We start from the raw sequence: 26770 nt of genomic DNA, 5'->3' as shown, positions 1-26770 counted from the left end.
TTTGAATTAATGAGGTAAAAACGCTGTTAAATTTCCAATCTGTCTCACTAAACAACAAAAGCACCCATCTTCTGGTTGTAGGCTGATATTTCCTCGTTTAGTTAATGTGGGAGTTAGGCGATTAAACTTTTTAAAGTTGACGCTCTCCAAATTAAGCAAACGAATAAGAGGAAATCACTCAGACTCCTAGAGCGGGTGCTTTTGTTTTGGGTAAATTTGGGATGGGGTAGTTGCTAGGAATTACCAAGTATGATTAAAGAAAATTTGGAAGGGCATTTAAGAGAAATTGTACGGGAGCGCGATCCGTATTTTGCTCAACAGGGGCATTTTTATGTACGGGAATATATTCGCCAAGAGTTGCGAAGGTGGGGAGAGGTAGAAAGTCATAATTTTGAGCAGGTAGGGAAAAGATATCAAAATTTAATTTTAAATTTAGCGAGCCGACAAGGGGATGTTGCTGATAAGAAACCGATAATTTTAATTGGTGCTCATTATGATGCGGTGCCGCGATCTCCGGGGGCGGATGATAATGCAAGTGGGGTGGCGGTTTTGTTGGAGTTGGCGCGAATTTTTGCCGAAAGGCCGGCTGGATTGCCGGTGCAGTTGGTGGCGTTTGATGTGGAAGAATATGGGATGGTGGGGAGTGGTGTGTATGCCCAAGAGTTGAAGGAAAAAGGGCAAGAAATTCGCTTGATGTTGTCTTTGGAAATGTTGGGATATTTTGATGAGACTCCGGGGAGTCAAAGGTATCCGGCAAAGTTGGAAAAGTTTTATCCGAATTGTGGGAATTACATTGCTTTGATTGGAAGTTTGCGGACAATTCCCGATATGATGAGGTTGAAAAGTGAGATTAAAAAAGCACAGGTGCCTTGTGAGTGGTTGCCGGTGCCGAATGCCGGCAAGATGGTTCCTGATGTGAGAAGAAGTGATCATGCACCGTTTTGGGATTTGGGTTATGCGGCGATGATGGTGACGGATACGGCAAATATGCGGAATCCGCATTATCATCAACCGAGTGATACGATTGAGACGTTAAATTTGGATTATATGGCGGGGATCTGTGAGGGTTTGGCGGAGGGGTTGCGCGGTTTGTGAGGATATGATATAACTAAGGTATAGTTTCCTGAGATGTGTTCTTGTGAGTGAGGGAGGATTTGCAATGCAAAATTTCCCTAGATTGCTGTTTGGGTTTTAAAAATCCAAGCGGTGCCGGTGAGTGTGGTTTTATAAGTTGTGAGAGGTAAGGAGAAAGTAGGAGGTTATTATGGAAACGATAAAACTTGTTTTTGAAAATCCATTTTTTGTTTTGATAGTTTTAGGGGTATTGGTTACCTTCTTAACTTGGTTCCAATTCCAGTGGGGTTCGTATCGCTTTCAAATGCTATCAAAAACGCCAGCATCTATCAAAATTTTAATCACTGTTATAGCAGCGGCTATAGCAGTTGCATCAATGTTAGCACTGCTTGTAAGCGTTAACCACGCACCTAATATTCAGGAACAAACTTTTTACAAAAAAAACAATGAGCGTTTTTTTGCTTTGAATCTGGATAAAGTAGGTCATAGTAATTTCTTTCCTGTTATTTCATTTTATGTATTTCAAAGAGGACAAAAAGACCCGGAAATATATATAGGTATCATGGAATTTCCTAGTGGTTCTAAAGACAAAGCCTATTCAGGGAAATTCAAAGATTATAGTGTGCATGGTTTATGTGAAGGGGATGTAAAAGTTTCACCAATTGGAGTAGACGATAAATTAAAATCTTTTAAATTATCCTTTGATCCTAAAATTGAGAAAAAATCGCCATTTTGTCAAGAAAGCGAATTTCAAGTAACACAACATTTTACAAGCACTAAATAACAAAAATTTCCCCACCGGCACCACGAGTAATTTAGCCTATGTGTTACCAGCGATAACAGTCTCCGTCACCTCATGCTGACTCGCCATAGATGTTTTTAGATTTTCCTCTTTTTCATCAACCGGCAACATTTCTAATTCGTCAGCAATCATTTCTTGTAATTCATCATCACAATGACTGTGTAAATGAATTACTGATGCCAACAATTCCGCTAAAATTTCAGCTTGTTGAGAGGTGCTTAATTGAGGAGTTTGCATCTGGCTGAGTAAAGTTTGAACTTTTATACACTCTTCCCCCAATTCAGCAATTAAAATTTTAAAAGTTTCATTACGGCCTATATTTTTTTTTGATTTCATTTTATTTTCCTAATCTTTTGGTTGCTTTCGTAATTCCTTTCTCAAAGGCTAAGATTTCTTTGCGCCAATGCTCAATTAATCCGTGATTGGGAGAATCTTTTGCCTCCTCTATTCTAATTTTTTCGAGATGTTCATCAATGCGTTTTTGTAAACTGTGGATTGCTTTTTTATAATGCTTATTACCCATGACTTAACATGATTATCATATTAACATATTAAGCTTACACTAACTGGGATTGAAATAAAGATTTATCTAGGTAATTCTCTCTAAAGCAGCCTCAGAGAGGGAGGCTTGGTATTATGCCTCCCTCCCCTAAACTACTATCACCGTAAAAATCAAACGTTAACTATCTGTTTGACTTCGGCTTTGGAGAGTTCCTTAATTTGCGAAAGTTCCTCAACTAAACGCGGCGGTAGACTCAGATTTAATGTTTCTAACATTAACTGGATGCGATGACGCAAATCATGTTTAGCTAAGTTTTCAAGATAGTTGCGCCGGTGAATTGAGTTGAGGCGATTTTGATCCTGCAAAAGTTGTTCGACAATCTCCACACTTTCTTGAGGATCGTCTGGTAACTCAATGGTTGAATCTTCCCAATCTAATAATTGATCAGCTAGAGGTGTTGTGGGGCGTTTACCAACAATTCCGCAACCGGCAGCCCCACATTCAAACCAGCGCAGCGTTACAACCGAATGGGGAAATTGTCGCATCCCTGGATAAAGTGTGTCAAAAGCCAGGGCTAATTTTGCTCTTCTCAAAATGTGAAATAAGGTCATCCTATCTTCACGATCTCGGCGATTTTCATAAGGATTTTTCGGCAAAAATTCTGTGGGACGTGGCGTAAATCGGTAATAAATTCGCCCTGAGTTAGGTTGATTAAATTTGCCATGAAATGCTTGGTGATATTGCTGGGGAATTCGTCCATAACTGATCAGATCAAAGGGGCGATTATTTCCACCGTCACCTTGTTTCAAAGCATCCACTCCAAAAGGTAATAATGATACGGGAATTTTAAATTTTTGATGGAGGGTGTCGATAATCTCTGGGATCGGCACAAATAAATGATCAATTTGGTTGATATATTTCGGGTAGTAATCAAAATCCCAAGCATCAAAAACATAGGCGACAACAATATCAAATTTTTGACGCCATCCGGGGAGACTTGCTAAAACGTTTAGCTCGGAGCCACAAAGGCCAATAACGAGTAATACATTGGGCTGGTTAGTTTTGGGGATTTCGCATTCTAAAGGATGATAAAAGCCGCTAGTTCGTTTGATAACTTTTTTGAGGTATTTTGAGGCAAGCTGGGGTTGCTTTTCTGCCCACACCGTTAGGTTTCGAGCGGTGGGAATCAAGATTTTGGCATCACAGGTTTCGGCTACTAAATCTTCTAATTCAAAAACGGGATCTTCGGAAACAGAAGATACTAAACTCCGACGAGACAAAACGTAAATATTCATGGTGAATGAATTGTGTTGATTTTCACAGAATTTAACCAAACAAGCCAGACTTTTGATTCTTGGCTATATATGACTGTCTTTGATTGCTTGAATGGTTAATGCTGAGTGTTGGATAGGCTCAAGATAACGCTTGGTTTATTTAACCCAATCTACTTATAGATATATTTAAAAAGGAGTAGATTACCTGATTGGGTTTGCTTGTTTGGTAATAATTTTTTCTTGAAAAAATCTTTACTAGAGCCAGTTTCCTAAAATTTAAAGAATGTAAATATGATTTCATCTCCACTTATAATGTGATGAGTTGCTAACAATTGCTTTGGCGAAAACTTGAGAGCATCTGACCGTTTTTTTAAACCTTAAACGTACAAAAACAACTTTAATACCCCCTCGCGGCACCTTCCCCACGCGGATCAGCCGCTCCTTCTAACTGCCCATCTGGGGTAATAATAATTAAATTGGCATTTCCCCATCCCGGTAACTCTTCAATTTCATTTCCTCGCCGCGTTAATTCCGCCAAAACACCGCTCTCAAATTCTTTTTCTACCCACAGCTTATCCGGCATCCATTGATGATGCAATCGCGGTGCAGAAATGGCTTCTTTTGCATCCATTTCATACACCAAAACATTCAAAACCATCTGCAAAACTGTTGTAATAATTGTACTGCCCCCAGGGGAACCCACTGCCATTTTAAACTGATTATTTTCTAAAACAATTGTCGGAGTCATACTTGATAGAGGAGTTTTGTTTGGTGCGATAGCATTGGCGCTACCTCCCACCAAACCAAATAAATTTGGAGTATTTGGCGCAATGGCAAAATCATCCATCTCATTGTTTAATAAAATCCCCGTCCCCGCTGCGACTACACCGGCACCAAATCGCCCATTAATTGTAAAGGTTAAACTCACTACATTTTTCTGTTCATCGACTACCGTTAAATGAGTTGTATCTTCTGATTCGGTTTTGGTAAATTGCTGTAAAATATTGATATCCACCGGCCTAACTTCCGAAGATGATTTTGCCCTATTCATATCAATTTCAGCCCGGCGCAAGTTCCCATATTCAGGATTAATTAAACCCGCAACCGGCACCGGCACAAAATCAGAATCTCCCAAATATTCCGAACGATCTGCATAGGCAATTTTCATCGCTTCTATTAACAAATGCAGCGTATCAGGATTATATCTTCCCCAACTTTTAATATCCGTATCACCGACAATATTTAAAATCTGCAATAAATGCACACCCCCTGAAGAAGGTGGCGGCATTGAGCAAACTTCCCAAATGCGAAACATCCCACAGACAGGCTGCCGCCAAATAATGTTATATTCTTGCAAATCTTCCAAAGTAATTATGCCATTATTTTGCTGCATATCGACAGCAATTTTTTCGGCAATTTCCCCGCGATAAAAACTTTGTGGATCTACAGAAATTGCTTGCAAGGTTTTAGCTAAATCTCTCTGAATAAGCCGGTCTCCCACTTTCCACATTTGCCCATTGCGGGTAAAAATTTCCTTAGCGGCGGGATTAGCTAATAAAATTTCTTTGTGAGCATTAACCGAATTAACAAACTTTTCTCCCACCAAAAAACCATCTTTTGCTAAATAAAATGCCGGCTTTACTACAGTTTTCCAAGGTAACTTTCCATACTGCCGGTGCATTTCATATAACCCCGCTACAGTCCCCGGAACTCCTACTGCTAAATGACCGTTGATGCTAGTTTTTGGCCGCACCTTTCCCTCGGCATCTAAATACATATTTTGGGTAGCTTTTTGGGGGGCGCGTTCTCGAAAATCTAAGGCTTTTATTTCCGCATTTTCTGTTAGCCTTACCATTGCAAAACCACCTCCACCAATGCCGGCAGAAAATGGTTCGACAACCGATATAGCAAAGGCTGTGGCTACGGCTGCATCAATGGCATTTCCACCTTGTTTTAACATCTCCACTCCTGCATCACTTGCCAAAAGATGGGCGGAAACTACCATGCCTTTTTGGGTGCGAAGTGGTTGGGCAAATGTGGCGGAAGTGAAGGTGAAGAATAAGATGGTGGGCGTAGCCCACCCTACAAGATTTTTCATTAAAAATGATCCTAATTATCAATTAGCGAGTATAGCCGGTGCTGCGGAGAAAATCGCTTAAATTATTAAAGTATTCTGAGCGATCTCCTCCTAAATAACTTTCTTGAATTTGTGTCCATCCTTGTCTTCCTTGTCCGAGAGAATGTAAGTCCGCTAAATAGGCTGCTAAAACCGCTTTACTATCTTGCCCTTGGGCAACTCCACTTTGATAAATTCCCCAAAGCCGGCGGGCATTTTGAGCGACTAAATTGGGATAATTTCGCGTCACATCAAACATTTGTCCGCTGCGGTATTGAAAAATTTGTAACGGCCCGCCGACATCGGTATAATTAGCTGCATAACGCAACCCAAAACGGTAATCTAAACTTTCAAATTCTGGCAATCCATCGGCATCATAATCTTTTAAATTATAACCCGCATATCCCCAAGGTTGCTGGATATAACTATAAGCTCTTGAAGCGGATAAATAGCGAAAAATTAATGAATTTGAGCAGCACCCTTGTCCGCCCCGCGTAAAGAAATCAACTAAAATTTCGGGTTCAGAATCTCCGTCTAAGTCCATTAAACGAAAGCCTAATGATGTACTTAACCCGGTTCCCACCGGCAAAGGCGTATCTAATAAATTAACGCCGTCTCGAATCACCCGCAAACGTAAATTTGTATAGAGATAATTTTGCTTATTATAAAACAAAATTGCCTGCACTCTGCCATCGAGAGAATTTTGCACTTCTGTTTGCAAACCGCTTGTATTGGGTGCCGTCACTACATATTGCGGGGGCACCGGCGATGCTTTGCCAGCGGTAGCCAAGGCTTGACATACAAAACTGGCGGCTTCTGCACGAGTTGCCGGTGCATTTGGGCGCAAAAATTTTACGTTTGGATAACTGACAATTAAGCCGTTTTCGGTTGCCGCTGCTACTGCATTTAAGGCATAAGCTGGAATTTCTGGATAGTCGTCATAAACTAAATTTAATTGGCTGGGAGAAAAGGTTTGTGCTGCTAAGTTTAAGCCGTTTGTAACTGCTACTAATGCTTGCACGCGGGTGAGGGGTTCGTTGGGTTTAAAAACGCCGCTGGGAAAGCCGGCAAGAAAGGCTGTTTCTCTGGCGGTACTGAGATCGGTGCCGGTGCGTGTTGTAGCCGGAACATCGGAAAATGGGGCGTTGGTGGTGACTGCCGGTGCGCTGGCAAAGGCACGGCTTAAAATTGTGGCATATTCTTCTCTACTCATGGGCTCATTGGGGCGAAATAAGCCATCTTTGTAGCCAGAAACAGCGCCTTGTTTGGCAAGTTCATCTATGCACAATTGCGCCCAATGTCCGCGCACGTCTTCAAAGGTTGTGCGAGCAAAAACGGGGGTTTGTGTGGTCAAAAGTGCGAGGGTTGCTAAAAAAGCGGGGCCGATTTTCCATCTGTTCATTTTAACTACCTTTGTCTTTTGTTAAAATTTTTTCGCTGGGGTCGGTTATTATTATAATTTTAATCCCAGTTTTTTGCTATTGCCCACCGGCAACATCAAAACAAACTTAAGAGAAAAGTTAGCTTTGCCAAGCTTCTTAAATCTCATTTAATCTTTAATTTTTTCGCTAGTTATCATCAAATTTGCCTAAATAATTCGCCTTCTTGGATGCTTTAATGGCTGTTTTTTTCCTTTTAAATGTCCCCTTTAATTCTTGTCTTGCTAAATTTAACCGGCTTGCTTCGGCTTCCAGACGCTTACTCGCCAGGGGAAATTTGCACCGGCACAGTTTCAAAACCGCTCAGCGGTGAACCTGCTATGCTGTATATTCAATTATAGCCAAGCAAGCTTTTTATTAAATGCTGAGTCTGTGCAAGACGCGGAGGCTTAGAAAAGTTATCTTTTCAAGGGCAATTTACGGTGATAGACTCGTCCCTTAAAACTTCAACTTTTTAAATTTTTATAAAATTTGTTTTTTTACAAAATGGGTCACGAAGGGCTCGAACCTTCAACCATCAGATTAAGAGTCTGTTGCTCTACCATTGAGCTAGTAACCCAGGAGACTATTTTAGAATAGCAGACTTTCCAGCCCTTTGTCTAGTAGGTATCTCAATAAAATCTTGATTTTTCAAAATCTTAAACAAATCCACATCTGCTTCTAACAAACAGGCATGACCGCTATTCGGTAAAGTAACCATCTTGGCATTCGGCAAACGGCTTACCAACTGCTTAGCCTCAGAAACCGAAGGTAACAGGCGATCTGCCGCCCCGGCAATTAACAAAGTAGGCTGCCAAATATTCCGCAATTGGTCGGTTGAAATGTGAAATTCTCTTAACAGCGACAACCGCCACAGCGTTGTTTTTTGCGGCACGTTTTCCATTGCCTTCATCAACTCTTCTAAATCGCTGGTTTTCATTCGTTCCCACGCCGCCAAAAACGGTACTAAACCGGCTGCGGAATAGGGATAAATGGGTTGGGGTAACAACGCGACTAAATGTGAGCCAAAATGTAACAATGGTTGCCGGTTAAAAGAAGAGGCGGGATTAATTAAAATTAGCCGATCAATTAAATGTGGCGCTCGCTGGATTACCTGCAATGCCAAACATCCGCCAAAGGACTCGCCACACAAATAAACCGGCCTTTGTTTCTTGCCTTCTAATTCAGCCTCGATTAACCCTACAACTTCCCCCGCCAGCACTTGCCAAGATGTTAGATCACCTGGAGAAATTGCCAGAGAACGAATATCAAAGGCGACTTCTAAATAACCCAGTTGTGAACGCAATAATTTACCCGTGCCATCCATTCCTGGTAAAAAGACAAACAGCGGAAAATCGGGTCTTAAAGGTTTTGGTGTCAGCAAACAAGGCCGACTAATTATTTCTGGCATGACGCAATCATGGTTTATTGTTCATTGTTGAAGGTTTTCGGGTAATTTGGCAAGGAGATTTCCTCAGATCACCCGCATTTGGTCGGTTAATAACATCCTTGCCTTAGTAAACCGGCAATTTCGGCACTGGTTGAGCTCAGCATATTTTCTACCACCGCCTTTGCCTGTTTGCCGCCATAGGCAAGCCGGTCAGACGAACTTATCCAATGAGGCCGGCCTACCAAAACATTAACCCGCTTATAAACCACCACCGGGTGGAACCCCTCTTTTTTAAACATCGGTTCTGACGGGTCAAACAAACTCAATACCCGCACCGGTATCGCCGGCAACACCACCTCCTCACTACAAGCTATCGCCACTGGTAACACCGCCAAATTTTCCACCTGCGCCCGCAACGCCAAATGAGCAAAACCTCTTTGAAATTCTTTGAGCCGGTCTGGCGGAGTATGCTGTACCATTGGCCCCGCGCCTTCGGGAAATATTCCCACCCATTCACCTATCCGTAATAACTCGGTTGCCTGCTTAAAAAATTGTTGGTGACGTTGGGCCGGTGCTTCCAAAGGAAAGGCGCCCAACTGCGTCACCACCTCGCGCAACACCGGCACCTGTTTCATATAGTGATGGCAGGCAAAACGAACCGGCCTGCCCAGGGCTGCCATCAAAAGCGGCGCATCCATAAAACTGCGATGGTTACTTATCACCAACACCCGACTATCAGAAGGAATGCGATTTTCATAATGTAAAAACATCCGCGTGCCAAGCGCCGCCAGAAGAGAATGAGAAAATAACAGGGGACTCTCAGCAAACATAGAAAATTAATTAAAACGACTATTAAACTATTTACACCAGACTCCTTTTAACGTAACATTCATTTACCCTAGCCCACTTATGCCTAAAGGATGTTTCCATCCACCCTACCGGCGGATAGAGATGCCCCAGCCCAAAGTAATAAATTTGCTTAAATTGGGGATTCCCCAAGGATGAAAAATATGCGAAAATAATTTTTTATCCAGCCAAAAAGCATAAAAATTTAACCGGCAGACAACCCGGTGAGGCAACAAGAGACTCAACGAGAAATCTTCTCAATTTTTTTGTTATTCCTCGCCTCCCCAGAAAAAGCTCAAGCAAACCGGCCCTGGATAACTTGCTTAACGGTGTGTGTTTGACATTCAAACCCAGGCTTAATGCCACAGCGCCGCCGGCAATTTTGGCCCTTTGGGGTTTTTATGCGATGCCCACTGCTTATAAGCTTAAGATTTATTTAATTTTAAGAAAAAAAGTCAGCAATTCTGGTAAAAAAAATTTGATAAAAAATTCAGCCCACGAGTTGCCGGGAGTCGCCCAATCAAATTTTAAGCCATCAAACAAGCCTTGAAGGAGACGATAAAGCGTACCCTTTGGCAATTAAAATGTAATTTAAAGCGTCTGAATAGACGGCAAACTCATCAAAGGGCAAAATAATTCCACATCCTATGAAAGATAAAAATAAACTTCAAAAGACCTTTGCACTTACGACACCCATTTACTATGTAAATGATTTGCCACATATTGGCAGCGCCTACACCACCATCGCTGCCGATGTCACCGCCAGATTTGAACGTTTACGCGGCAAAAACGTCATGCTGATCACCGGCACCGACGAACACGGCCAAAAAATACAACGCACCGCTCAAGAGGCCGGTCGTAGTCCCCAAGAACAAAGCGATCAAATTGCCGGTAGTTTTGCCGAATTATGGCAAAAACTTAATATCAAAAATAACCGATTTATTCGCACTACAGACCCCCGCCACGAAGCCATAGTCAGAGAATTTTATACCCGTGTGTGGAATAACGGCGATATTTATTTAGGAAGACAGCAAGGATGGTACTGTGTTTCCTGCGAAGAATTCAAAGAAGAACGGGAATTACCAGCCGAAAAACATTGTCCCCTGCATCCAAATAAACAAGTAGAATGGCGGGATGAAGAAAACTATTTTTTCCGCTTATCAAAATATCAAAACAAACTTCAAGAACTTTACGCAACCAGGCCGGATTTTATTCAACCAGAAAGCCGCCGAAACGAAGTTTTAAGTTTTGTCGGGCGAGGCTTACAAGACTTCTCAATTTCCCGCGTAAATTTAGACTGGGGAATATCGATTCCCAACGATCCTAAACATACAATTTACGTTTGGTTTGATGCCTTATTGGCCTATGTAACCGCCTTACTAGAACCCGAAGACGAACCAACCCTAGAAAACGCCCTAGCTCGCTGGTGGCCAATGAGTTTACACTTGATTGGCAAAGATATATTACGCTTTCATGCAGTTTATTGGCCGGCCATGTTAATGTCAGCCGGTGTCAAACTTCCCGACACAGTATTTGGACACGGATTTTTAACAAAAGACGGACAAAAAATCAGTAAAACATTAGGTAACACCGTTGATCCTGTTGCCTTAATAGACCGTTATGGAGCCGATGCCGTGCGGTATTATTTCATCAAAGAAATAGAATTTGGCAAAGATGGAGACTATAACGAAACTCGATTTATCAACACCCTAAATGCCGACTTAGCCAACGACCTTGGCAACCTTTTAAACCGCACCTTGGGAATGGTGAAAAAATATTGTAATGGCATTGGGCCTAATGTCAACAGCGCCACAATTCCCAACAGCAACCCCCTGAAAGCAGCCGGATCAAAATTAGGTCAAAACGTCGCCAAAGCCTACGAGAATCTCGAATTTAGTAGCGCTTGCGAAGAAATTTTAGACTTGGTACGCAAATGCAACAAATACATCGACGAACAAGCCCCCTGGACACTTTATAAAGAAGGGAAACAGCAAGCCGTCGAAGAAGTGCTTTATAGCGTATTAGAATCAGTCAGACTGGCGGGTTATTTACTCTCACCGATTATTCCCAGCATCAGCACAGAAATTTACAATCAATTGGGTTATGCAATTGACTTAAATGCTGAACAAACCCGCAGCCAACCGGCACCAGCAAAACATACAGGAGCCTTTGTTACAGAAAACAAAACAGCCTCCATCCTCCAAACCTTGCCGGTAGCCGAAAAAATTCTTGAACCATTTTTGAAAGCCCCAGTTTATTTTCGGGAATCCTTTACAGAGTACCACCGGCCGTTAATTTTAGGAGGTAGTTTGGTGGCTGTTTTGGGTGCCAGTAGCTTTTTGCTGAAAATTATAAAAGGACTCGACGATATACCCTTAGTAAGTCCAATTTTAGAACTCATTGGCATTGGATACACCGGCTGGTTTTTATACCGCTATGTCGGTTCCGCTGCTGGCCGCCAAGTCTTGCAAAAACAACTGCAAAGCTGGGGAGAGCAAATTTTCGGCCCCGACACTGAAACATCAAACACCATCGCCAAACAAGACGAGACAAACCCCTCCTATGCAGGCGACAATAAAGGTATAGTGGCTAGTGTCGCCCCCTTTAGCATTCATGCTCAATGGGGAATTTTACCGGCCTCTCAAACCTTGGGAGAAGCCAAGCCGGTATTTCAACGCCTTGAGCAATTAGAAGCCATTTCTTCTTAATTCTTTCACGGACAAAAAACCGCGATAGTAAAGAGGGAAGACAAATTCTCATAAAATCCTTCCCTCTGACAAAAACAACCTAAAATGAGGGATTCTTTTATCCTGATAGCCAATAATAAAACGCTGAAAGAAAAGAAGACCCATTACAATTTTTTTTTCATAAAAAATCGAGGAATAAGATCATGTTGAGTCATTCAGACAACCCTGGTGAACTTTTCACACCAGAACAGGTACTAGAAAATCGGGGTCGAGTTGCTATTTTTATAGACGGCTCCAATTTATTTTACGCCGCTCTCCAGTTAGGCATTGAAATAGATTACACCAAACTGCTTTGCCGGTTAACCGCCGGTTCTCGTTTATTACGCTCATTTTTTTACACCGGCGTTGATCCTACCAACGAAAAACAACAAGGATTTTTATTGTGGATGCGGCGCAACGGCTACCGCGTCATTTCCAAAGAATTAGTCCAATTACCAGACGGCTCTAAAAAAGCAAATTTAGATGTAGAAATTGCCGTTGATATGATGGCTTTAGTAGGCTCCTATGACACCGCAGTTTTAGTCAGTGGAGATGGCGATCTTGCCTATGCTGTCGATGCCGTAAGCTATCGCGGTGTCCGCGTCGAAGTCGTCAGCTTGCGCTCAATGACAAGCGATAGTTTAATTAACGTAGCCGACCGTTATATAGACCTCGAAAGCGTCAAAGAAGACATCCAAAAAACCCCCCGTAATGGGGGAAACTACACCTACCGGCCCCTTTCGGGCATCAGTTTATTGGATGAGCCACAAGGACGTTAAGAGTTCAGATAACATCCCTTTACTGTAGCAAGCAAATAGAAAACCCCATTTCTTGACCCCCACACCCCAAGCGGTACCAGGGAAAACCTCAAAAAATGGGATACTCCATTTAAGGTAATTGTGAAAAAAGCTAAAAGTAAAAAGGCCAAACAAAAACAATTAAAAAAATCTTTTTTTTGGCTTTTACTTTTGGCATTTTCTTTGTTTTTATGCGGGTGTGGAAATCGCAACACAACCCCAGCCGAACCCGCACAAACCCCACAAGAAGAACAGGGAAGCTTAATAGTTAATAATGCAGTTTTAGAACAATTTAAAGAAAACGGTCAACCGGTTTGGAAATTCACAGCCAGCAAAGCCAGATATAGAAAAAACCAAGAAATTGCCGAAGTAGAAAGCCCAGAAGGAGAACTATATCAAGACGGAAAATTAGTTTTTCGCATCCAAGCAAAAGAAGGGGAAGTTCAACAAGACGGCAAAAAAATCTTCCTCAAAAAAGAGATTATTGCTATAGATATTCAAAGCGGGGCCGTGTTGCGCGGTGATGAGTTAGAATGGACTCCTGACCAGGATTTATTAATTGTTCGCAAAAACTTAAACGGCACTCACAAACAACTCGATGCTTTTGCCAAAGAAGGCCGAATGTATAGCCGCAAACGCCAAATGGAATTAATTGGCGAGGTGCTCGCTATTACCAAAGAAGAACCGATTTTACAATTGCGAACTGAGCGGGTATTATGGGAGATAGATAAAGAACTTGTAATCGCTCCACAATCGCTTTTAATTGACCGCTACGAAGCTCAAAAAATCTCGGATAAAGCCGAAAGCAAACAAGGTGAAGTTAATTTAAAAACTAAGATTGTTACTTTAAAAGAAAATGCTACGGTGACATTATTAGACCCGACTTTGCAAATTACGAGTAATGCAATTAGTTGGAATTTAGACGCGGAAATGGTGACTTCTTCTGAGCCGGTGAAAATTAATCAGGTTGAAGACAAAATAATCTTCACAGGCAATAGTGGAAAAGTTGACATTAAACAAGAAATATGCTATCTAACCGGCAATGTTCAAGGCTTTGATACTGTTAAACAATCTCAATTGCGGGCTGATGAGTTAATGTGGTTACTCAAAACCGAAAATATTGAAGCTGAAGGAAATGTTATTTATCGGCAAGTTGACCCAGAGTTTACGGTTTCTGGGCCTAAAGCGACCGGTTCTTTGAAGGATCAAACTGTTACTGTGACGGGGGGTGGGGGGCCGGTTGTTACAGAGATTGTGCCTCAGCAACAGCGTTAATAATCTATGATATTTAGCCGCCGGTTACTATTTCGTTTCTGGCTACATCTCCTATTTTGATATCAGCGTCACTGTGGGAAAAGCCGGGGGCGATTGCTGTGAGGGGAAGAGTTGGGTTTCCTCCGAATTGTTTTTGTAATGTTTGCAGGAAGCTGTCTTGTTTTGCTCTTAATCCGTCGATGTCTTCGCCTCGGTTGTTAATGATGGCGAAATATACTACTCCATAGTCTTTTGTTGGTAACATTCCGGCTAAGGCGCTGACGTTAGAAAGGGTGCCGGTTTTTACTACTGAAGCTTTCGGCATTTTTCGATCTTCTACTGTTCCTTCGTCTTTGCCGGCGACAGGAAATATATCTGCTATGGTGTAGTTTTTGTCTGGTTGCTGATATAAATAACGCTGTAATGCTATGTACATTGCACAGGCTGCTCTGGGAGAAATTCGGTTTTCTTGACCTAAGCCTGAACCGTTAATTAATAAGATTTCTTCGGGGGGTACACCGGCTGCTTTTACTGCTAAATCTTTGACAACATTTGCACCGCCCACTCCGTCGGCCAGCATTTGAGCTATTTCGTTGTTGCTGTGAATGTTCATTTGGCGAATAATTTCGCTCAGGGGTAAAGAATAATGGCGGAGTAGTGGTTTTCCTTTGGTTTGACCGAGTTTAACTGTGCCGTTAATTTCTAGTTTCGGTTTGGGTGTTCCAGGGGGTAGGCTGGAATAAACAAAACTTGCGTCTTCTTGCCATATTTCCGGGTTTAAGGCTTCGATGAATTGTTGTCCGCTTTGAAGGGGATCTTGTTCAAAGTTTACGGAAAAATTGCCGTTAATTATTAAATTGCCGGTGACTTGTTTAATGCCGAGTTTATTGAGGGCATTTCCGACGGCAAAGGCTTCTTCCCAGATAAAAAATGGATCGCCGCCGCCTGTGACAATTAAATCACCTTTTAAAACACCGTCTTCTATGGGGCCGGTGGCGGAAAATACTGTTGTGAATTGATGAGTTGGGCCCCACTTTTCTAAGGCTGCTATTGAGGTGGCAATTTTAGTCAGGGATGCAGCAGACAGTGGAGTTGTTCCTTGGTTGTTGGCGAGCACCGTTGTATTGGTTTGTAACCATACACCTTGAGCGTTTTTTGACAAGCCTTTGGCGGTTAAGGTTTGTAAATACTTTTCTAAAGAGCCGATGGTGGCTGGTTGGGGTTCAACCGGCAATGTCCAGCCCGGAATTCCAGGGCCGGCTAACAACGAAAAAGCATTGAACTCGCGGGCCGGTAATCCCGCTTTCTCTAACCACAGCGATAGGAAACCCGAACTCAATAACTCAAGCATTAGTGTAAGTAAAACGTTAAAAGAGGTGCAAGCGGGGCCGCAAACAGTCTCAGTTTATGCCAAAACAGTAAAAATTCCATATTATGTTTCGCTTGTCACCGGCAACTGCTAAAATTCTTAAGGTTTCTACGACGCATGATCAATGGGTTCGACGCGGGCAAAAATTGCAATTGACGCTATGGGAGGGGATTATGCCCCGGCCCAAATCGTTGCGGGAGCGATCAAAGCACAGGAAGAATTGGACGTTGAGGTGTTATTGGTGGGTGATCCCCAGCAAATAGAAGCCTCCCTTAAACAACATCCCAATGCTAAATGGCCAGAAATCGTGCCGGCAGAAGGCATTGTGGAAATGGACGAGGAGCCTTTGACGGCTCTCAAACGCAAGCCAAAATCCTCAATTAATGTGGCTATGGACTGCGTAAAACAAAAAAAAGCTGACGCAGTGGTGTCCGCCGGCCACTCTGGCGCAGCTATGGCAGCGGCTTTACTACGCTTAGGCCGGCTCCCTGGTATTGACCGGCCAGCAATTGGGGCCGTATTTCCGACAGTTATACCGAATAAGCCGGTTTTGATTTTGGATGTGGGGGCAAATGTCGATTGCCGACCAAAGTTTTTAGAACAATTTGCCGTCATGGGGACAATTTATAGCCAATATGTGCTAGGAATTCCTCAGCCTCAAGTCGGTTTACTGAACATTGGGGAAGAACCTTGCAAAGGCAACGACCAAGCACTTCGTACCCACCAACTGCTGCAAGATAACGCCTTGGTTCCTTTCATCGGAAATGCTGAAGGCCGAGACGTACTTTCCGGAAAATTTGATGTCATTGTCTGCGATGGTTTTGTCGGCAATGTATTACTAAAATTTGCCGAAGCCGTTGGCGAAGTTGTCCTAGATATTCTACGAGAAGAACTCGTTAAAGGCATAAACGGCAAGGTTGGAGCCGCTCTTTTAAAACCAAATTTACGACGCATCAAACAACGCATTGACCATGTAGAACACGGCGGCGGATTGCTGCTAGGCGTTGCTGGCGTTTGCATTATTGGTCACGGTTCCTCAAAAGCAGCCACCGTATGTAATGCGGTGCGCTTAGCAAAAGAAGCCGTCGATAATGAGGTTTTAGAACGCATCCAATCGCAATACAAAAAACCAGACAAAGAATCAGCAATAATCAGTCAGCCAAAAGAGTGAGGAAAAGGAGATGAGTTAACCAAAAACATCTGCGTTTATCTGCGTTTATCTGCGGTTTTAAAAACCCCCAATTAACAAAGCCAAACACAGATGAAAAAAACCAAAAATCAGAGGATATAAAAACTCTAAACAAAACTCATCCCCCTTTTCCTAAACTCAAGAAAAAAGACGGAGGAACCTTGAATCAATTAGGCACCGGCATCTCAATTATTGGCTGTGGTTCAGCAGCACCGGCAACCAGCCTCGATAACCAAGCACTCACCCACATTGTGGAAACTTCCGATGAGTGGATCGCCTCACGCACCGGCATCCGCGAGCGTCGCGTTGCAAGTCCCCAAGAAAGCCTCGCTCAATTGGCAACAGAGGCTTCTAAAAATGCTCTGGAAATGGCAAAAATTGAGCCGCAAGAGCTAGATTTAATTATTTTGGCGACTTCAAGCGCCGATGATTTATTTGGCAGTGCCGGTCTAATTCAAGCCAAATTAGGAGCAACTCGTGCAGTGGCTTTTGATATGACGGCTGCTTGTTCGGGGTTTGTTTTTGGGTTGGTAACGGCAAGCCAATTTATCCGCACCGGCACCTATAGAAATATTCTGTTAATTGGCGCTGATATTTTGTCTCGGTGGGTAGATTGGAAAGACCGGCGCACTTGTATTTTATTTGGAGATGGGGCCGGTGCCGTTGTTTTACAAGCGTCTGAAAAAGATAATTTGTTGGGTTTTGAATTGCGGAGTGATGGGGCCGGTTATCACAATTTACAATTGGCTTATCAACCGCAACCCTACGAAATTATCCCCGGAGTTGATGTCAGTCAAGGCGGTTATAATCGCATTACGATGAATGGTCAAGAAATTTATCGTTTTGCGGTAAAAAAAGTGCCGGAAGTCATAGAAAAAGCTTTATTTAGAGCGAATTTGACATCAGATCAGATTGACTGGTTAATTATGCACCAAGCCAATCAACGGATTTTAGATGCAGTCGCCCAACGAATGAAAATTGAACCCGAAAAAGTGATTAGTAATTTGGCGCATCATGGCAATACTTCGGCGGCTTCAATTCCTCTGGCTTTAGATCAAGCGGTGAGGGAGGGAAAAATTAAGGCGGGAGATGTGATTGCTACGGCTGGGTTTGGTGCGGGGTTGAGTTGGGGTGCGGCGATTTTTGAATGGGGTTAAGAAAGCCGATTTCTGGCGGATCTAAAAATAAGCTGAAAATTGCTGTAATATTTCTTAGTTGGGAATTGCCGGTTTCTCAAGTTTGGCTGCCGGTATTTGATGGAAACATAAGCTTTATAAAAGTTGGGTTTCATGCTTCTACCCAACCTAGCAAATGACAAATGAGAAATGAGAAATGACAACTGAACCAATGACAAAAACAGCATGGGTATTCCCCGGACAAGGATCGCAAGAAGTCGGAATGACAGCCGATCTTTTAGACTCACCGGCAGCAAAACAAAGATTTGAAGAAGCCGAAAAAATCCTCGGTTGGTCTGTAATTGAAGTATGCCAATCTGACGAAGAAAAACTCTCTAATACGCTTTACACTCAACCTTGTCTTTATGTGGTTGAAAGCATTTTAGTAGATGCGTTGCGCGAAAAAGGACACCAACCAAATCTCGTAGCCGGCCACAGTTTAGGCGAATATGTTGCTCTTTATGCTGCTGGAGTAATTGACTTTGAAAGCGGTTTGCGCTTAGTAAAACGCCGCGCTGAATTAATGAGTGAAGCTGCCGGTGGCCAAATGGCGGCACTGATGGGATTTGACCGCGATCAATTAGAGAAAAAAGTTGAAGAAACGGCAGATGTGGTATTAGCAAATGATAACAGCGTGGCGCAAGTTGTTATTTCTGGAACTCCTGAAGGCGTAGACGAAGTTATCTCAAATATCAAAACAAAACGCGCTGTTAAATTAAAAGTTTCTGGTGCATTTCATTCGCATTTGATGGCACCGGCGGCGGCTGAATTTGCCAAGGTTTTAGAAGGTGTTGATTTTGCAGAAGCTAAGGTGCCGGTGTTGTCAAATATTGAGCCGCTGCCGGTGACTGATCCAGCCACTTTAAAAGAACGTCTCAGCAAGCAAATGACCGGCTCTGTACGCTGGCGAGAAATCATGCTGAAATTGCCTGAATTAAAAATAGAAAAGGTGGTGGAAATTGGCCCCGGAAAGGTTCTCACCGGCCTCATAAAACGCACTTGTCCTGATATTGGTTTGGAGAATATTAACACTCTGGCTCAAATAGAAGGTTAAAATACTGGTTCAATTCTAAAAACCCGGTTTCTTTGAAAAATCGGGTTTTTTTGTCTTGTAAAACCGTCTCAAAAAAGATAATCTTTTCTTAACCCACACCGGCCCGATGTGTAGAATACACTGGAAGTATAATATCTGCCTATTTAATTTATGAAAAAATTTATCTACTGGTTGATGGGTGAAAAAGCCGGCAGGACAATGGTAGGAACTTGGAATTGGTTGTGGGGTTTGCCGGTGGAGTCTGGGTGATTCAAATTGAGCAGTTATTACCGCAATTAGAAACCCAAGTTAACCAAGCAGAAAAATATGTAAATGCTTCCAAAGATAAGCTAAACCGAGAACGGATGAAGCTGGAACAATATAAAACCGATATGCAAAATATGAAAGATTTGGCAGAAATCAACCAAGCACTCGGAGCCATTGCCAAAGTTAACAATGATTTAAGTATAGACTCAGCGCGATCCCAATTTGAGCAAGCCAAAAGCGCCGTAGAACACCGGCACTTGAAAGAACAAGCCTTTGCGGAACTCTCGGAAAATTCCGCCGAAAAATTACAGGCAGATTTGGAAAAAATGACCGTTGATGATGAAGTAAATAAACGTCTGCAATTGTTGCAAGAGCGGACAAAAACCCAAAAATTAGGCGAGTAAATATATGGCAAAAAAAAGCGGGCCACCACCAATTGTTTATATTTTGATATTTTTGTTATTGGCAGCCGGTGGGTATTGGTTCTTTGTTATGAAGCAGCCACAACAAGAAACTGCCGGCACCCAAACCCAAACAAACCAAACACAAACAAACCAAAATCAAACAAACAACACTTCTGTGCCACAACAAACGGGCGATTCTGTATTTAAACTACCCGCATTCGTACCCGCCGGCACTACCGTAAGTATCGATGGTTCTACAAGCATGGTGGCTATTAATCGAAGCTTAAAAGTTGGCTTCCAAAAACAATTTCCTAGCACTATTGTGTACACCATCGCCAACGGTACGGAAAAAGGATTAGAAGCATTAAAAAGCGGCAACGTTGATATTGCAGCCATTTCCAGACCCCTCACTCCCCAAGAAAAAAATCAAGGCTTAGTCGCGGTGCCAATTGCTTTAGATGCCATCGCTATTGTTGTAGGAATTAATAACCCTTGGAAACAAGGATTAACTAGCGGTCAAGTAGAAGATATTTTTGAGGGAGATATTAAGGACTGGTCAAAAGTGGGAGGACAACCTTCTACTATTCGTGTCATTAACCGGCCTGCGATTAGCGGTACTCATCAAACCTTTAAAGAATTAGTTTTAGGAGGAGGAAGTTTTGGCAGTAGCCCTAACATTACAACCCTGAGTCAAGACGCCACCACGCCATTACTACAAGCTCTCAAAAACGATGGCATTGGTTATGCAACTTATACGCAGGTTGCCCAACAGCAAACAGTCCGCGTGGTGCCGGTGAATAACCTCACTCCAGATAATCCCGCTTACCCCTACCAACGAACGCTGTTTTATGTGTACAAAAATCCTGCTAGTCCGCAGGTGCAGGCGTTTTTGGGTTATGTAACTTCTCCTCAAGGTCAGCAGGCAATGTCCGGTGGCAATTAAATAGAGGTTTTCTCAGTCAACTAAAAACTCCGTTTTTTTAAGAAACTGGGTTTTTTGTCGTTTGTAGTTAAAAAAAAGATCACAGACTGAGCACTTTATTATAAGATCATATATTTGAAATCTAAAATGGTAGAAACTGTGGGTAGAGACCGCGAGCCTGTTGAGAGTTTACTTCTGTATCATTTGTTTAAGTGGTCTGTTGTTGCACCGATGTTTAACGCTTATTTTCGAGGTCGCATTTATGGTGCAGAAAATATGCCGACTCTTGGGCCGGTGGTGGTGGTGAGTAATCATGCAAGTCATTTTGACCCACCAATTGTTTCTAGTTCTTTACGCCGGCCTGTTGCTTATATGGCTAAGCAGGAGTTGTTTGAGGTGCCGGTTCTTAAGCAAGCAATTACGCTTTATGGTGCCTATCCGGTTAATCGTGGCGGGGGAGACCGTAATGCTATTCGTGCGGCCTTAAATTCGTTAGAGAATGGTTGGGCAACTGGTGTTTTTTTGGAGGGAACTCGGACACCTGATGGTAGAATTACAGAGCCTAAATTGGGGGCTGCTTTGATTGCGGCGAAGGCTAAGGCTCCTCTTTTGCCGGTGTGTTTGTGGGGGAGTGAGAAGATTTTGGTTAAAGGTTCTGCGGTGCCTCGTTCTGTGCCGGTTACTGTTCGTGTAGGAGAGTTAATTCCGGCGCCGGCTTCGACAAACCGCGATGAGTTGGAAGCAATTACTAAAAAATGCGCGGATGTGATTAATGGAATGCACGATTTAGGCCGGTGATGTTATATTGAAACCTTTAGGATTTGCAGGGAAAAATAATGCAGGATCTTCGCGCCGAATTGACAGAAATGTTGGATGAGTCGGAGTGGGAATGGTTGATTCCTCACGCCAGACGAGAAGCAATTGTGGTGGTAACTGGAAATTTAGATTTAGTTGATGTTGGCGTCGCTATTGCTGGGGATAATGTGGCGTCGGTGCAGCATTGGATTAGTGAATCGCTGATTTATAAGCCTTCTCAGGAACAGTTAACAGATTGGAATAGCAATCAACAAAAACGTTTTAATACTTTAATTGTTCAGCCTTATGTTTTGATTCAAGAGTTGGCCGCTTAAATAGTAGGTTGGGTTGAGCAAAGCGAAACCCAACTTACTGATTACCAGTTAGGAAAATACCGGCTCAAACTTGATCCTGTATGGCCGGTTGTTACCCACAAAATAGCTCTTGCACCATCTCTAATTGATTTTTCTAAGGGTTCGGGGTTTTCATGGGAGGGCACCGGCATGGGTTTAAATGTTATTCCCCGACTGCCTAAAATTATCTCTCCGATGACGCTGGCTCGTCTTATATGATAGTCGGAGGTTACTAGATAAACGCTCTCAATTCCTCTGGCTTGCAAGTCGTCTACCAGGGTTGTGAAATTGGTTACGGTGTCGGTGGCGCGGTCGTCTAAGTGTAGCCGCGATAAATTCACACCGGCTTCGGAAAATACCCATTCTGCGTACTCTGGGTTACTGCCGCCGGTGATCCAAATTTCTAGGTTAGGATATTCACGGGCAAGCTGTGCGGCAAATTTTTCTCGCTCTGTTGCTCCTCCCAACACTAATAAGGCTTGTGGTTGACTGAAGAAGGTTTTTATTTGCCGGTAGCCTATCCAACCGGCCAGGGAAAAGAAGACTAGCCAAAATAAGAGTACGGTGCTTCGCCATGACCTCGAAACCCGCCGTTTCTTTGCTTTGTAGCGTCTTGTACGCTCTCTGGTTGGATGATAGCTCCTGTCAACCATTATCGCTTTGATTCCATAGATTTACTGGCAGGAGTTCGCTCGACACAGCGTGCGAAATGCCCCTAGGTTTCCCTTTCTGAGTTGTTTTACTCACGTCGGGATTTTGTCTGGTTTAGCTTACCATACTAACGGGACTGGCCGGGCTCGAACCGGCGGCCTAGCGCTTCAGATTTGTGTGAGTTTCCTCACTTTCTGGACTATTCCTTCACCTTATGTCTGCAACACTTAGGTGGTGGCCGTTGTGTTCAAGGAGGTTTCGATTTTATAGAGCATTGAGTTAGGAACGTAGGGTTTTATGAAGGTTAAAAAACGTTTTCCTTCTTGGGTTCCCATTCGCAGCCGGTAGCTGGTTTTGTTTTTGCTTAACCCCCACTTAAACCCCCACACTTCCGAAAAATAAGCGATAATTATCTCGTTTTCTTCTTTAGAAAGTGAGGTATTGAGGGTAATTTCCAGCGCGTGAATTTTGCCGTTTTTTCTCTTAAAAGACTTTGCTCCCGCATCGAGAAACCAAATTGCTATTCCCGCAATTGTTAAAAGGTTGAGGAACTTTCGAGTTACGGTTTTTGTTCCTCTGGGATATAGCTTTTTTAGCAATATCCGTGTTAAGGGAATTTGTTTCGGTTCGAGGCGGATGAGTTCGCCGTCTTTGAGATGCACCACGCGGAGGCTTACCGGTTTTTTTGTGATTTGTTCGAGGAGTTGTTTTTTAAATAAAACATAGTCCTCTTTGCCGGTTGAATGTTGGATCAAAAAGTTATTTTGACTTCTTTTTGAGCACCCTAATAACATTCCAACCAGAACGCCTCTCTGCTCTACTTTTGATAAGACATGAAAGTCTATCTTTTTTTCTCCTTAAACCAGTCTCTGCACCTTCCGAAAAAGTCATTTGTCATTTGTCATTAGTAACAAGCTAAGAACTAAGGACTAAGGACTTTTAACTTATTTCGGCTTGGCTCAAGATTACCGTATCTGTTGCCAGACTTAGGCTTCCTTGAATTTGACCACATTCAGACAAGGAGTTTCCTCCAAGCTGCCCGATTTTTCAGGAGGCGCTCGCTCTATCCAACTGAGCTACAGCCCCATATCCGAATTCATAATAACAGATTTTGGGGGTGTTTCCGAGATTTTTTTTCAATTTTCTTTTCTTATGACTTTTGAGTGATACCGGCCTGTTTCTTGTTAGGCAGAACGCCAAATTCCATCCCAAGGGCCACCCCCGACTTCTAAACCACAACATTCACTGGTGGCGTTGAGGATGTCTTGAAACCGACCTCCCCTCTTTTCGCGCAATGTCAGGGTGAGGTGGCCGTAGGCGGTGTCGCGGCAGACGTATTTTAGGCCGTCTTGGGTGGGTGCTCGCAGGGGTAAACCAGGCCGCGAGGTGGTGCCGGTGAGGGTAACTTGGTATTGGGGGGTTTTGGCGTTTATTTGCCAAGTGCCCCAGGGGGTTATTTCCCACGATACTTGCGAGTTCCAAGGTACGAATTCATAAAATTTTCCTTGATAGTGTATTCCTACCATTGCCACGCTTTCTTCCCACCATAAAACGCCGCGTCTTCCGCCACCGGCAGTTAAGGCAAGGTTGGGTTCGTTTTCAAATAAATTGCAGTTTGCCCAAAACCATTTTTTCGGAAATGACCGGCCCCAATTTTTCTCAGAATAGGCCGGTGCGTTAATAAATTCGTAGCGTTTGTTTTGCCATTCAATGTAGCCGGTGGCGTGGCCGTGTGCCATGAGAATTTGCCATCCGGGTTCAAAAATTGGGAAAGAAGATAACCATCCTGCTGTTGATTGTTGGGGTGTATTTGTGTTTCCCCAGCCGTAAATGGGGGTAATTTCATATTGCCATTTTACGGTGTGGCCGGTGCCGGGGTCAAAAAGTTTTCCTTGGTTTAAAGTTGCGGTGCATTGATAGCCTTGCTGGATGTTTTGATTAAAATTTTCTGGGGTTAAAAGACGGGGTTTTTCTGATGTCGAAAAGTTGCTGTTTCCCCAATGTCCTAAACCCAAGGCATCTTGCCACGCCCAAAATTTTTTAACATCAGGAAAGGTACGGATAAAGTAGGCATCATCGGGGCCGAGAATTTGGGCTGCACCACCGGCAATAGGGGTGTCACCGGCGGGATCTTCGATGGAATACATAAAAGCAAAGGTATTGCCATCTTCGGGTAATGTTACGCGGTAATACCAACCTTCAAAAAAGCGTCCGCTACCGTCCCAATGGTAGCCGCTGTGAGGGGTTTGGAGAGTGATAGAAGGGTTTGTCATGTCTTTTTGCCAAATTTTTTAAGTAAACTTTTCTGAGGTTAACATATTGGTGAGGTGGGGTTAATTCCCTAAATTTCATTTTAGGGCTTTTTCTAATTTTTTCGGGGCGACTTTGCGTTTGAGTAAAAACTTTATTTCCTTCTGCATTCGCGGTTACCTTGCTGTGCTTAAAAGCCTGAAGGTTTTTAAGTATTATTGTAGGGCATTAATGGCTTGATTGAGTTCTTTTTGGGTTTGGGAAAAGTTGCAGGTAATGCTTGAGTTTAAGAGGTTTGGCCGGTTGACATTTTAAAAATTGCCCACCGTTAGTAAAGCCGGTGAAAATTGAAATTGAAACAAATCAAAACTTGTTATACAACTTAGAGAAAATCTCTACTAACAAAGCCGGCAAATCTAGCTAAAATCTGCCGGCTTCGACTAAGATAGAAAAAATTGATACCAATCGGTGAAGTTTAAAACACCATTGTGGAGTTAATTTTCTTCACTGCTCATTTCTTCTTCGTCTGTCGCCTTGGTTTCAGTGCGCTGTTTTCTGGAAAAACGGCCAGTATTTGTTTGTTTGCGGAACTGACGAGCATATTCTCGGTTGCGGAGTGCTTTTTCTTTTTTGGGATTGCGGCGTTTTGCCATGTGAACCTCATCGTTAATAGAAACAACAAAAAATTTAAGCGTTTACGGTGCAAGTTTGTTCGCTGCAATAATGCAAAAAATTTCGCTTTTTAATTGCCGGCAAAGAATATATTGCCGCGAACACAGCTTAAAACAAAGAAGAAGGCCATACACTGCAACAACTGCCTTGATTTCACACGCACAGGCTGCCGGCCTTAATGGTTATTTACAAAACCGTCTCTCTGAACGCATTATCTACATCAAAGCCTGTCAGAGAGCTAGAAAAAACTCTGGCGCTGAGTGCAGCTAAGGCTTGTTGGTAAGTTGTTACTCGTTTAACTTTGTCTCCTTGTCCAAATCGGTCACTCGACAGCGAGCTTTATTGAACTTGCACCGGCACAGTATATGATAACAGGTTGGGGTTAAATTATTAATTTTCGTGCTTTAACAATCTGCCGGTGGTCTTAGTCTATGCTTTTTACCATCGCCCCCCACAAATTTCTATTGCTCTTCTCTTGACAAAAAATCACCTATGCCTATTAATCTTGGCGATCTCGCTCCCGATTTCAGCCTACCCGACGCCGAAGGTAACATCCACCGCTTGTCTGCTTTGCGGGGTAAGCGTGTTGTCTTATACTTTTATCCCCGCGATAATACCCCTGGTTGCACCAAAGAAGCCTGTGCATTTAAAGATTTTTACCCGCAATATAAATCACAAGATATTGTGGTGCTGGGAATCAGTAGCGATGATGCCAAATCTCACACAAAATTTATCCAAAAATATCAACTTCCGTTTCCCTTATTATGTGATGAAGGCGCAAAAGTTGCGACGGCTTATGAAAGTTATGGGCTGAAAAAATTTATGGGCAAAGAATATATGGGTGTTCACCGGCACACTTTTGTCATAGCCCCAGATGGCACTTTGGAAAAAATTTACCGCAAAGTTAAACCGGAAACTCACGCAGCGGAAATTTTGTCTGATATTGGGGATTTGTGATTGGGGAAAAACACAGCAATTACCAATTACGCATTACCCATGACTGTTGGCAAATGACAAAGGAAAAATTTTATGCAGCGTTTATGGCAGTATGTTCAAACAGTTTTAGGGGTGATTTTTAGGCATCCAGTCACGGGTACTGTGGCTGTTCCAATTTTACCAGATGGTCGCATTGTAATGATTCGCCGCCAAGATACGGGGGAGTGGGGTTTACCGGGGGGAATTGTGAATTGGGGTGAAGATATTTCGACGGCTATTCGTCGAGAATTGAAGGAAGAAACGGGTTTAAATTTAGTAAAAATTAGCCGGTTGGTGGGGGTGTATTCTGCACCTGATAGAGACCCCAGAATTCACTCAATTTGTGTGCTAGTGGAGGCGGAAGTTGAGGGGGAAATGAAAGTTTCTGATACTTTAGAAATTGCGGAAGTAAAAGCTTTTTCTCGTGATAATTTGCCCCAAGGTAAACTTAGCCATGATCACAACCGGCAATTAGAAGATTATCTTAAGGGTGACACTGTTTTAGCTTAATTTTGT

Annotated in this window: 26 protein-coding genes, 1 tRNA gene and 1 pseudogene; 15 read left to right on the top strand and 13 right to left on the bottom strand. The window is 42.9% G+C overall.

What is annotated here, in order from left to right:
• The first annotated feature begins 249 nt into the window (after positions 1 to 249).
• Together NG798_RS20015 and NG798_RS20010 are read left to right on the top strand one after the other, a co-directional pair.
• Positions 250 to 1095 (top strand): M28 family peptidase, encoded by an 846-nt coding sequence (locus NG798_RS20015; protein WP_261225466.1) that lies wholly within the window; start codon positions 250 to 252, stop codon positions 1093 to 1095.
• Between the two features lie 169 nt (positions 1096 to 1264).
• Entirely contained in the window at positions 1265 to 1858 is a 594-nt protein-coding gene (locus NG798_RS20010) for a hypothetical protein (protein WP_261225465.1), read from the top strand.
• A gap of 36 nt (positions 1859 to 1894) precedes the next feature.
• On the opposite strand, the gene NG798_RS20005 is transcribed toward NG798_RS20010, so the two are convergent.
• The 8 genes from NG798_RS20005 to NG798_RS19970 all read right to left on the bottom strand — a co-directional run bounded on the left by NG798_RS20005 (position 1895) and on the right by NG798_RS19970 (position 9406).
• Entirely contained in the window at positions 1895 to 2212 is a 318-nt protein-coding gene (locus tag NG798_RS20005) for a hypothetical protein (protein WP_261225464.1), read from the bottom strand.
• A gap of 1 nt (position 2213) precedes the next feature.
• Entirely contained in the window at positions 2214 to 2399 is a 186-nt protein-coding gene (locus tag NG798_RS20000) for a hypothetical protein (protein WP_261225463.1), read from the bottom strand.
• 149 nt (positions 2400 to 2548) lie between these two features.
• Positions 2549 to 3673, bottom strand: a complete 1125-nt coding sequence (locus NG798_RS19995) for a glycosyltransferase (protein WP_261225462.1) — start codon at positions 3671 to 3673, stop codon at positions 2549 to 2551.
• A 376-nt stretch (positions 3674 to 4049) separates the two neighbouring features.
• On the bottom strand, positions 4050 to 5750 hold the full coding sequence (gene ggt / locus NG798_RS19990; RefSeq protein WP_261225461.1) for a gamma-glutamyltransferase: 1701 nt from the start codon (positions 5748 to 5750) through the stop codon (positions 4050 to 4052).
• A 22-nt stretch (positions 5751 to 5772) separates the two neighbouring features.
• Entirely contained in the window at positions 5773 to 7170 is a 1398-nt protein-coding gene (locus NG798_RS19985; RefSeq protein WP_261225460.1) for an S-layer homology domain-containing protein, read from the bottom strand.
• A 524-nt stretch (positions 7171 to 7694) separates the two neighbouring features.
• Positions 7695 to 7766: transfer RNA gene (locus NG798_RS19980), tRNA-Lys, on the bottom strand.
• A 6-nt stretch (positions 7767 to 7772) separates the two neighbouring features.
• Positions 7773 to 8597: an alpha/beta fold hydrolase gene (locus NG798_RS19975; RefSeq protein ID WP_261225459.1), complete on the bottom strand. Its 825-nt coding sequence runs from the start codon at positions 8595 to 8597 to the stop codon at positions 7773 to 7775.
• An 86-nt stretch (positions 8598 to 8683) separates the two neighbouring features.
• Positions 8684 to 9406, bottom strand: coding sequence for a 1-acyl-sn-glycerol-3-phosphate acyltransferase (locus tag NG798_RS19970; protein WP_261225458.1), 723 nt, complete (start codon positions 9404 to 9406; stop codon positions 8684 to 8686).
• A 663-nt stretch (positions 9407 to 10069) separates the two neighbouring features.
• Between NG798_RS19970 and metG the strand changes: the two are divergent.
• The 4 genes and pseudogenes from metG to lptC all read left to right on the top strand — a co-directional run.
• Positions 10070 to 11542: pseudogene (gene metG / locus NG798_RS19965) on the top strand (methionine--tRNA ligase); the annotation flags it as partial.
• A complete protein-coding gene (locus NG798_RS19960) occupies positions 11519 to 12130 on the top strand; it encodes a CAAD domain-containing protein (protein WP_375338986.1) in 612 nt (203 codons plus the stop codon). The pseudogene metG and the gene NG798_RS19960, both read left to right, overlap by 24 nt.
• Before the next feature lie 182 nt (positions 12131 to 12312).
• The gene (locus NG798_RS19955; RefSeq protein WP_261225457.1) at positions 12313 to 12927 is read left to right on the top strand and encodes an NYN domain-containing protein; all 615 of its coding nucleotides are present in this window, start codon (positions 12313 to 12315) and stop codon (positions 12925 to 12927) included.
• Between the two features lie 120 nt (positions 12928 to 13047).
• Positions 13048 to 14220: an LPS export ABC transporter periplasmic protein LptC gene (lptC, locus tag NG798_RS28030; protein ID WP_261225456.1), complete on the top strand. Its 1173-nt coding sequence runs from the start codon at positions 13048 to 13050 to the stop codon at positions 14218 to 14220.
• A 13-nt stretch (positions 14221 to 14233) separates the two neighbouring features.
• Here lptC and NG798_RS19945 read toward each other — a convergent pair whose 3' ends face one another.
• Positions 14234 to 15550, bottom strand: coding sequence for a D-alanyl-D-alanine carboxypeptidase (locus NG798_RS19945; protein ID WP_261225455.1), 1317 nt, complete (start codon positions 15548 to 15550; stop codon positions 14234 to 14236).
• A gap of 142 nt (positions 15551 to 15692) precedes the next feature.
• On the opposite strand from NG798_RS19945, the gene plsX reads away from it, so the two are divergent.
• From plsX to NG798_RS19910, 7 genes are all read left to right on the top strand, one after another.
• Positions 15693 to 16739 (top strand): phosphate acyltransferase PlsX, encoded by a 1047-nt coding sequence (plsX, locus tag NG798_RS19940; RefSeq protein WP_261225454.1) that lies wholly within the window; start codon positions 15693 to 15695, stop codon positions 16737 to 16739.
• A gap of 179 nt (positions 16740 to 16918) precedes the next feature.
• Entirely contained in the window at positions 16919 to 17914 is a 996-nt protein-coding gene (locus NG798_RS19935) for a beta-ketoacyl-ACP synthase 3 (protein WP_261225453.1), read from the top strand.
• 190 nt (positions 17915 to 18104) lie between these two features.
• Positions 18105 to 18986, top strand: coding sequence for an ACP S-malonyltransferase (gene fabD, locus NG798_RS19930; RefSeq protein ID WP_261225492.1), 882 nt, complete (start codon positions 18105 to 18107; stop codon positions 18984 to 18986).
• A gap of 209 nt (positions 18987 to 19195) precedes the next feature.
• Positions 19196 to 19636: a PspA/IM30 family protein gene (locus tag NG798_RS19925; RefSeq protein WP_261225452.1), complete on the top strand. Its 441-nt coding sequence runs from the start codon at positions 19196 to 19198 to the stop codon at positions 19634 to 19636.
• 4 nt (positions 19637 to 19640) lie between these two features.
• Entirely contained in the window at positions 19641 to 20579 is a 939-nt protein-coding gene (locus tag NG798_RS19920; protein WP_261225451.1) for a substrate-binding domain-containing protein, read from the top strand.
• Between the two features lie 138 nt (positions 20580 to 20717).
• A complete protein-coding gene (locus NG798_RS19915) occupies positions 20718 to 21356 on the top strand; it encodes a 1-acyl-sn-glycerol-3-phosphate acyltransferase (RefSeq protein WP_261225491.1) in 639 nt (212 codons plus the stop codon).
• A gap of 38 nt (positions 21357 to 21394) precedes the next feature.
• The gene (locus NG798_RS19910) at positions 21395 to 21688 is read left to right on the top strand and encodes a DUF2288 domain-containing protein (RefSeq protein WP_261225450.1); all 294 of its coding nucleotides are present in this window, start codon (positions 21395 to 21397) and stop codon (positions 21686 to 21688) included.
• A 41-nt stretch (positions 21689 to 21729) separates the two neighbouring features.
• Here the strand turns inward: NG798_RS19910 and NG798_RS19905 are convergent, their stop codons facing one another.
• The 4 genes from NG798_RS19905 to NG798_RS19890 all read right to left on the bottom strand — a co-directional run bounded on the left by NG798_RS19905 (position 21730) and on the right by NG798_RS19890 (position 25260).
• Positions 21730 to 22359 carry a YdcF family protein gene (locus NG798_RS19905; protein WP_261225449.1) on the bottom strand — a complete coding sequence of 210 codons (630 nt, stop codon included), beginning with the start codon at positions 22357 to 22359 and terminating at the stop codon, positions 21730 to 21732.
• Between the two features lie 225 nt (positions 22360 to 22584).
• Entirely contained in the window at positions 22585 to 23160 is a 576-nt protein-coding gene (locus tag NG798_RS19900; protein WP_261225490.1) for a DNA endonuclease, read from the bottom strand.
• 381 nt (positions 23161 to 23541) lie between these two features.
• Positions 23542 to 24630: a tocopherol cyclase family protein gene (locus tag NG798_RS19895; RefSeq protein ID WP_261225448.1), complete on the bottom strand. Its 1089-nt coding sequence runs from the start codon at positions 24628 to 24630 to the stop codon at positions 23542 to 23544.
• 471 nt (positions 24631 to 25101) lie between these two features.
• A complete protein-coding gene (locus tag NG798_RS19890) occupies positions 25102 to 25260 on the bottom strand; it encodes a hypothetical protein (RefSeq protein ID WP_261225447.1) in 159 nt (52 codons plus the stop codon).
• Between the two features lie 511 nt (positions 25261 to 25771).
• Here NG798_RS19890 and bcp point away from each other — a divergent pair.
• Together bcp and NG798_RS19880 are read left to right on the top strand one after the other, a co-directional pair.
• The gene (bcp, locus tag NG798_RS19885) at positions 25772 to 26236 is read left to right on the top strand and encodes a thioredoxin-dependent thiol peroxidase (protein WP_261225446.1); all 465 of its coding nucleotides are present in this window, start codon (positions 25772 to 25774) and stop codon (positions 26234 to 26236) included.
• Positions 26237 to 26308: 72 nt separating this feature from the next.
• Entirely contained in the window at positions 26309 to 26764 is a 456-nt protein-coding gene (locus tag NG798_RS19880; RefSeq protein ID WP_261225445.1) for an NUDIX hydrolase, read from the top strand.
• Positions 26765 to 26770 lie beyond the last annotated feature (6 nt).

The organism is Ancylothrix sp. D3o (genome assembly GCF_025370775.1).
Lineage (GTDB): Bacteria > Cyanobacteriota > Cyanobacteriia > Cyanobacteriales > Oscillatoriaceae > Ancylothrix.
This window is presented reverse-complemented; position numbering and strand designations above follow the sequence as displayed.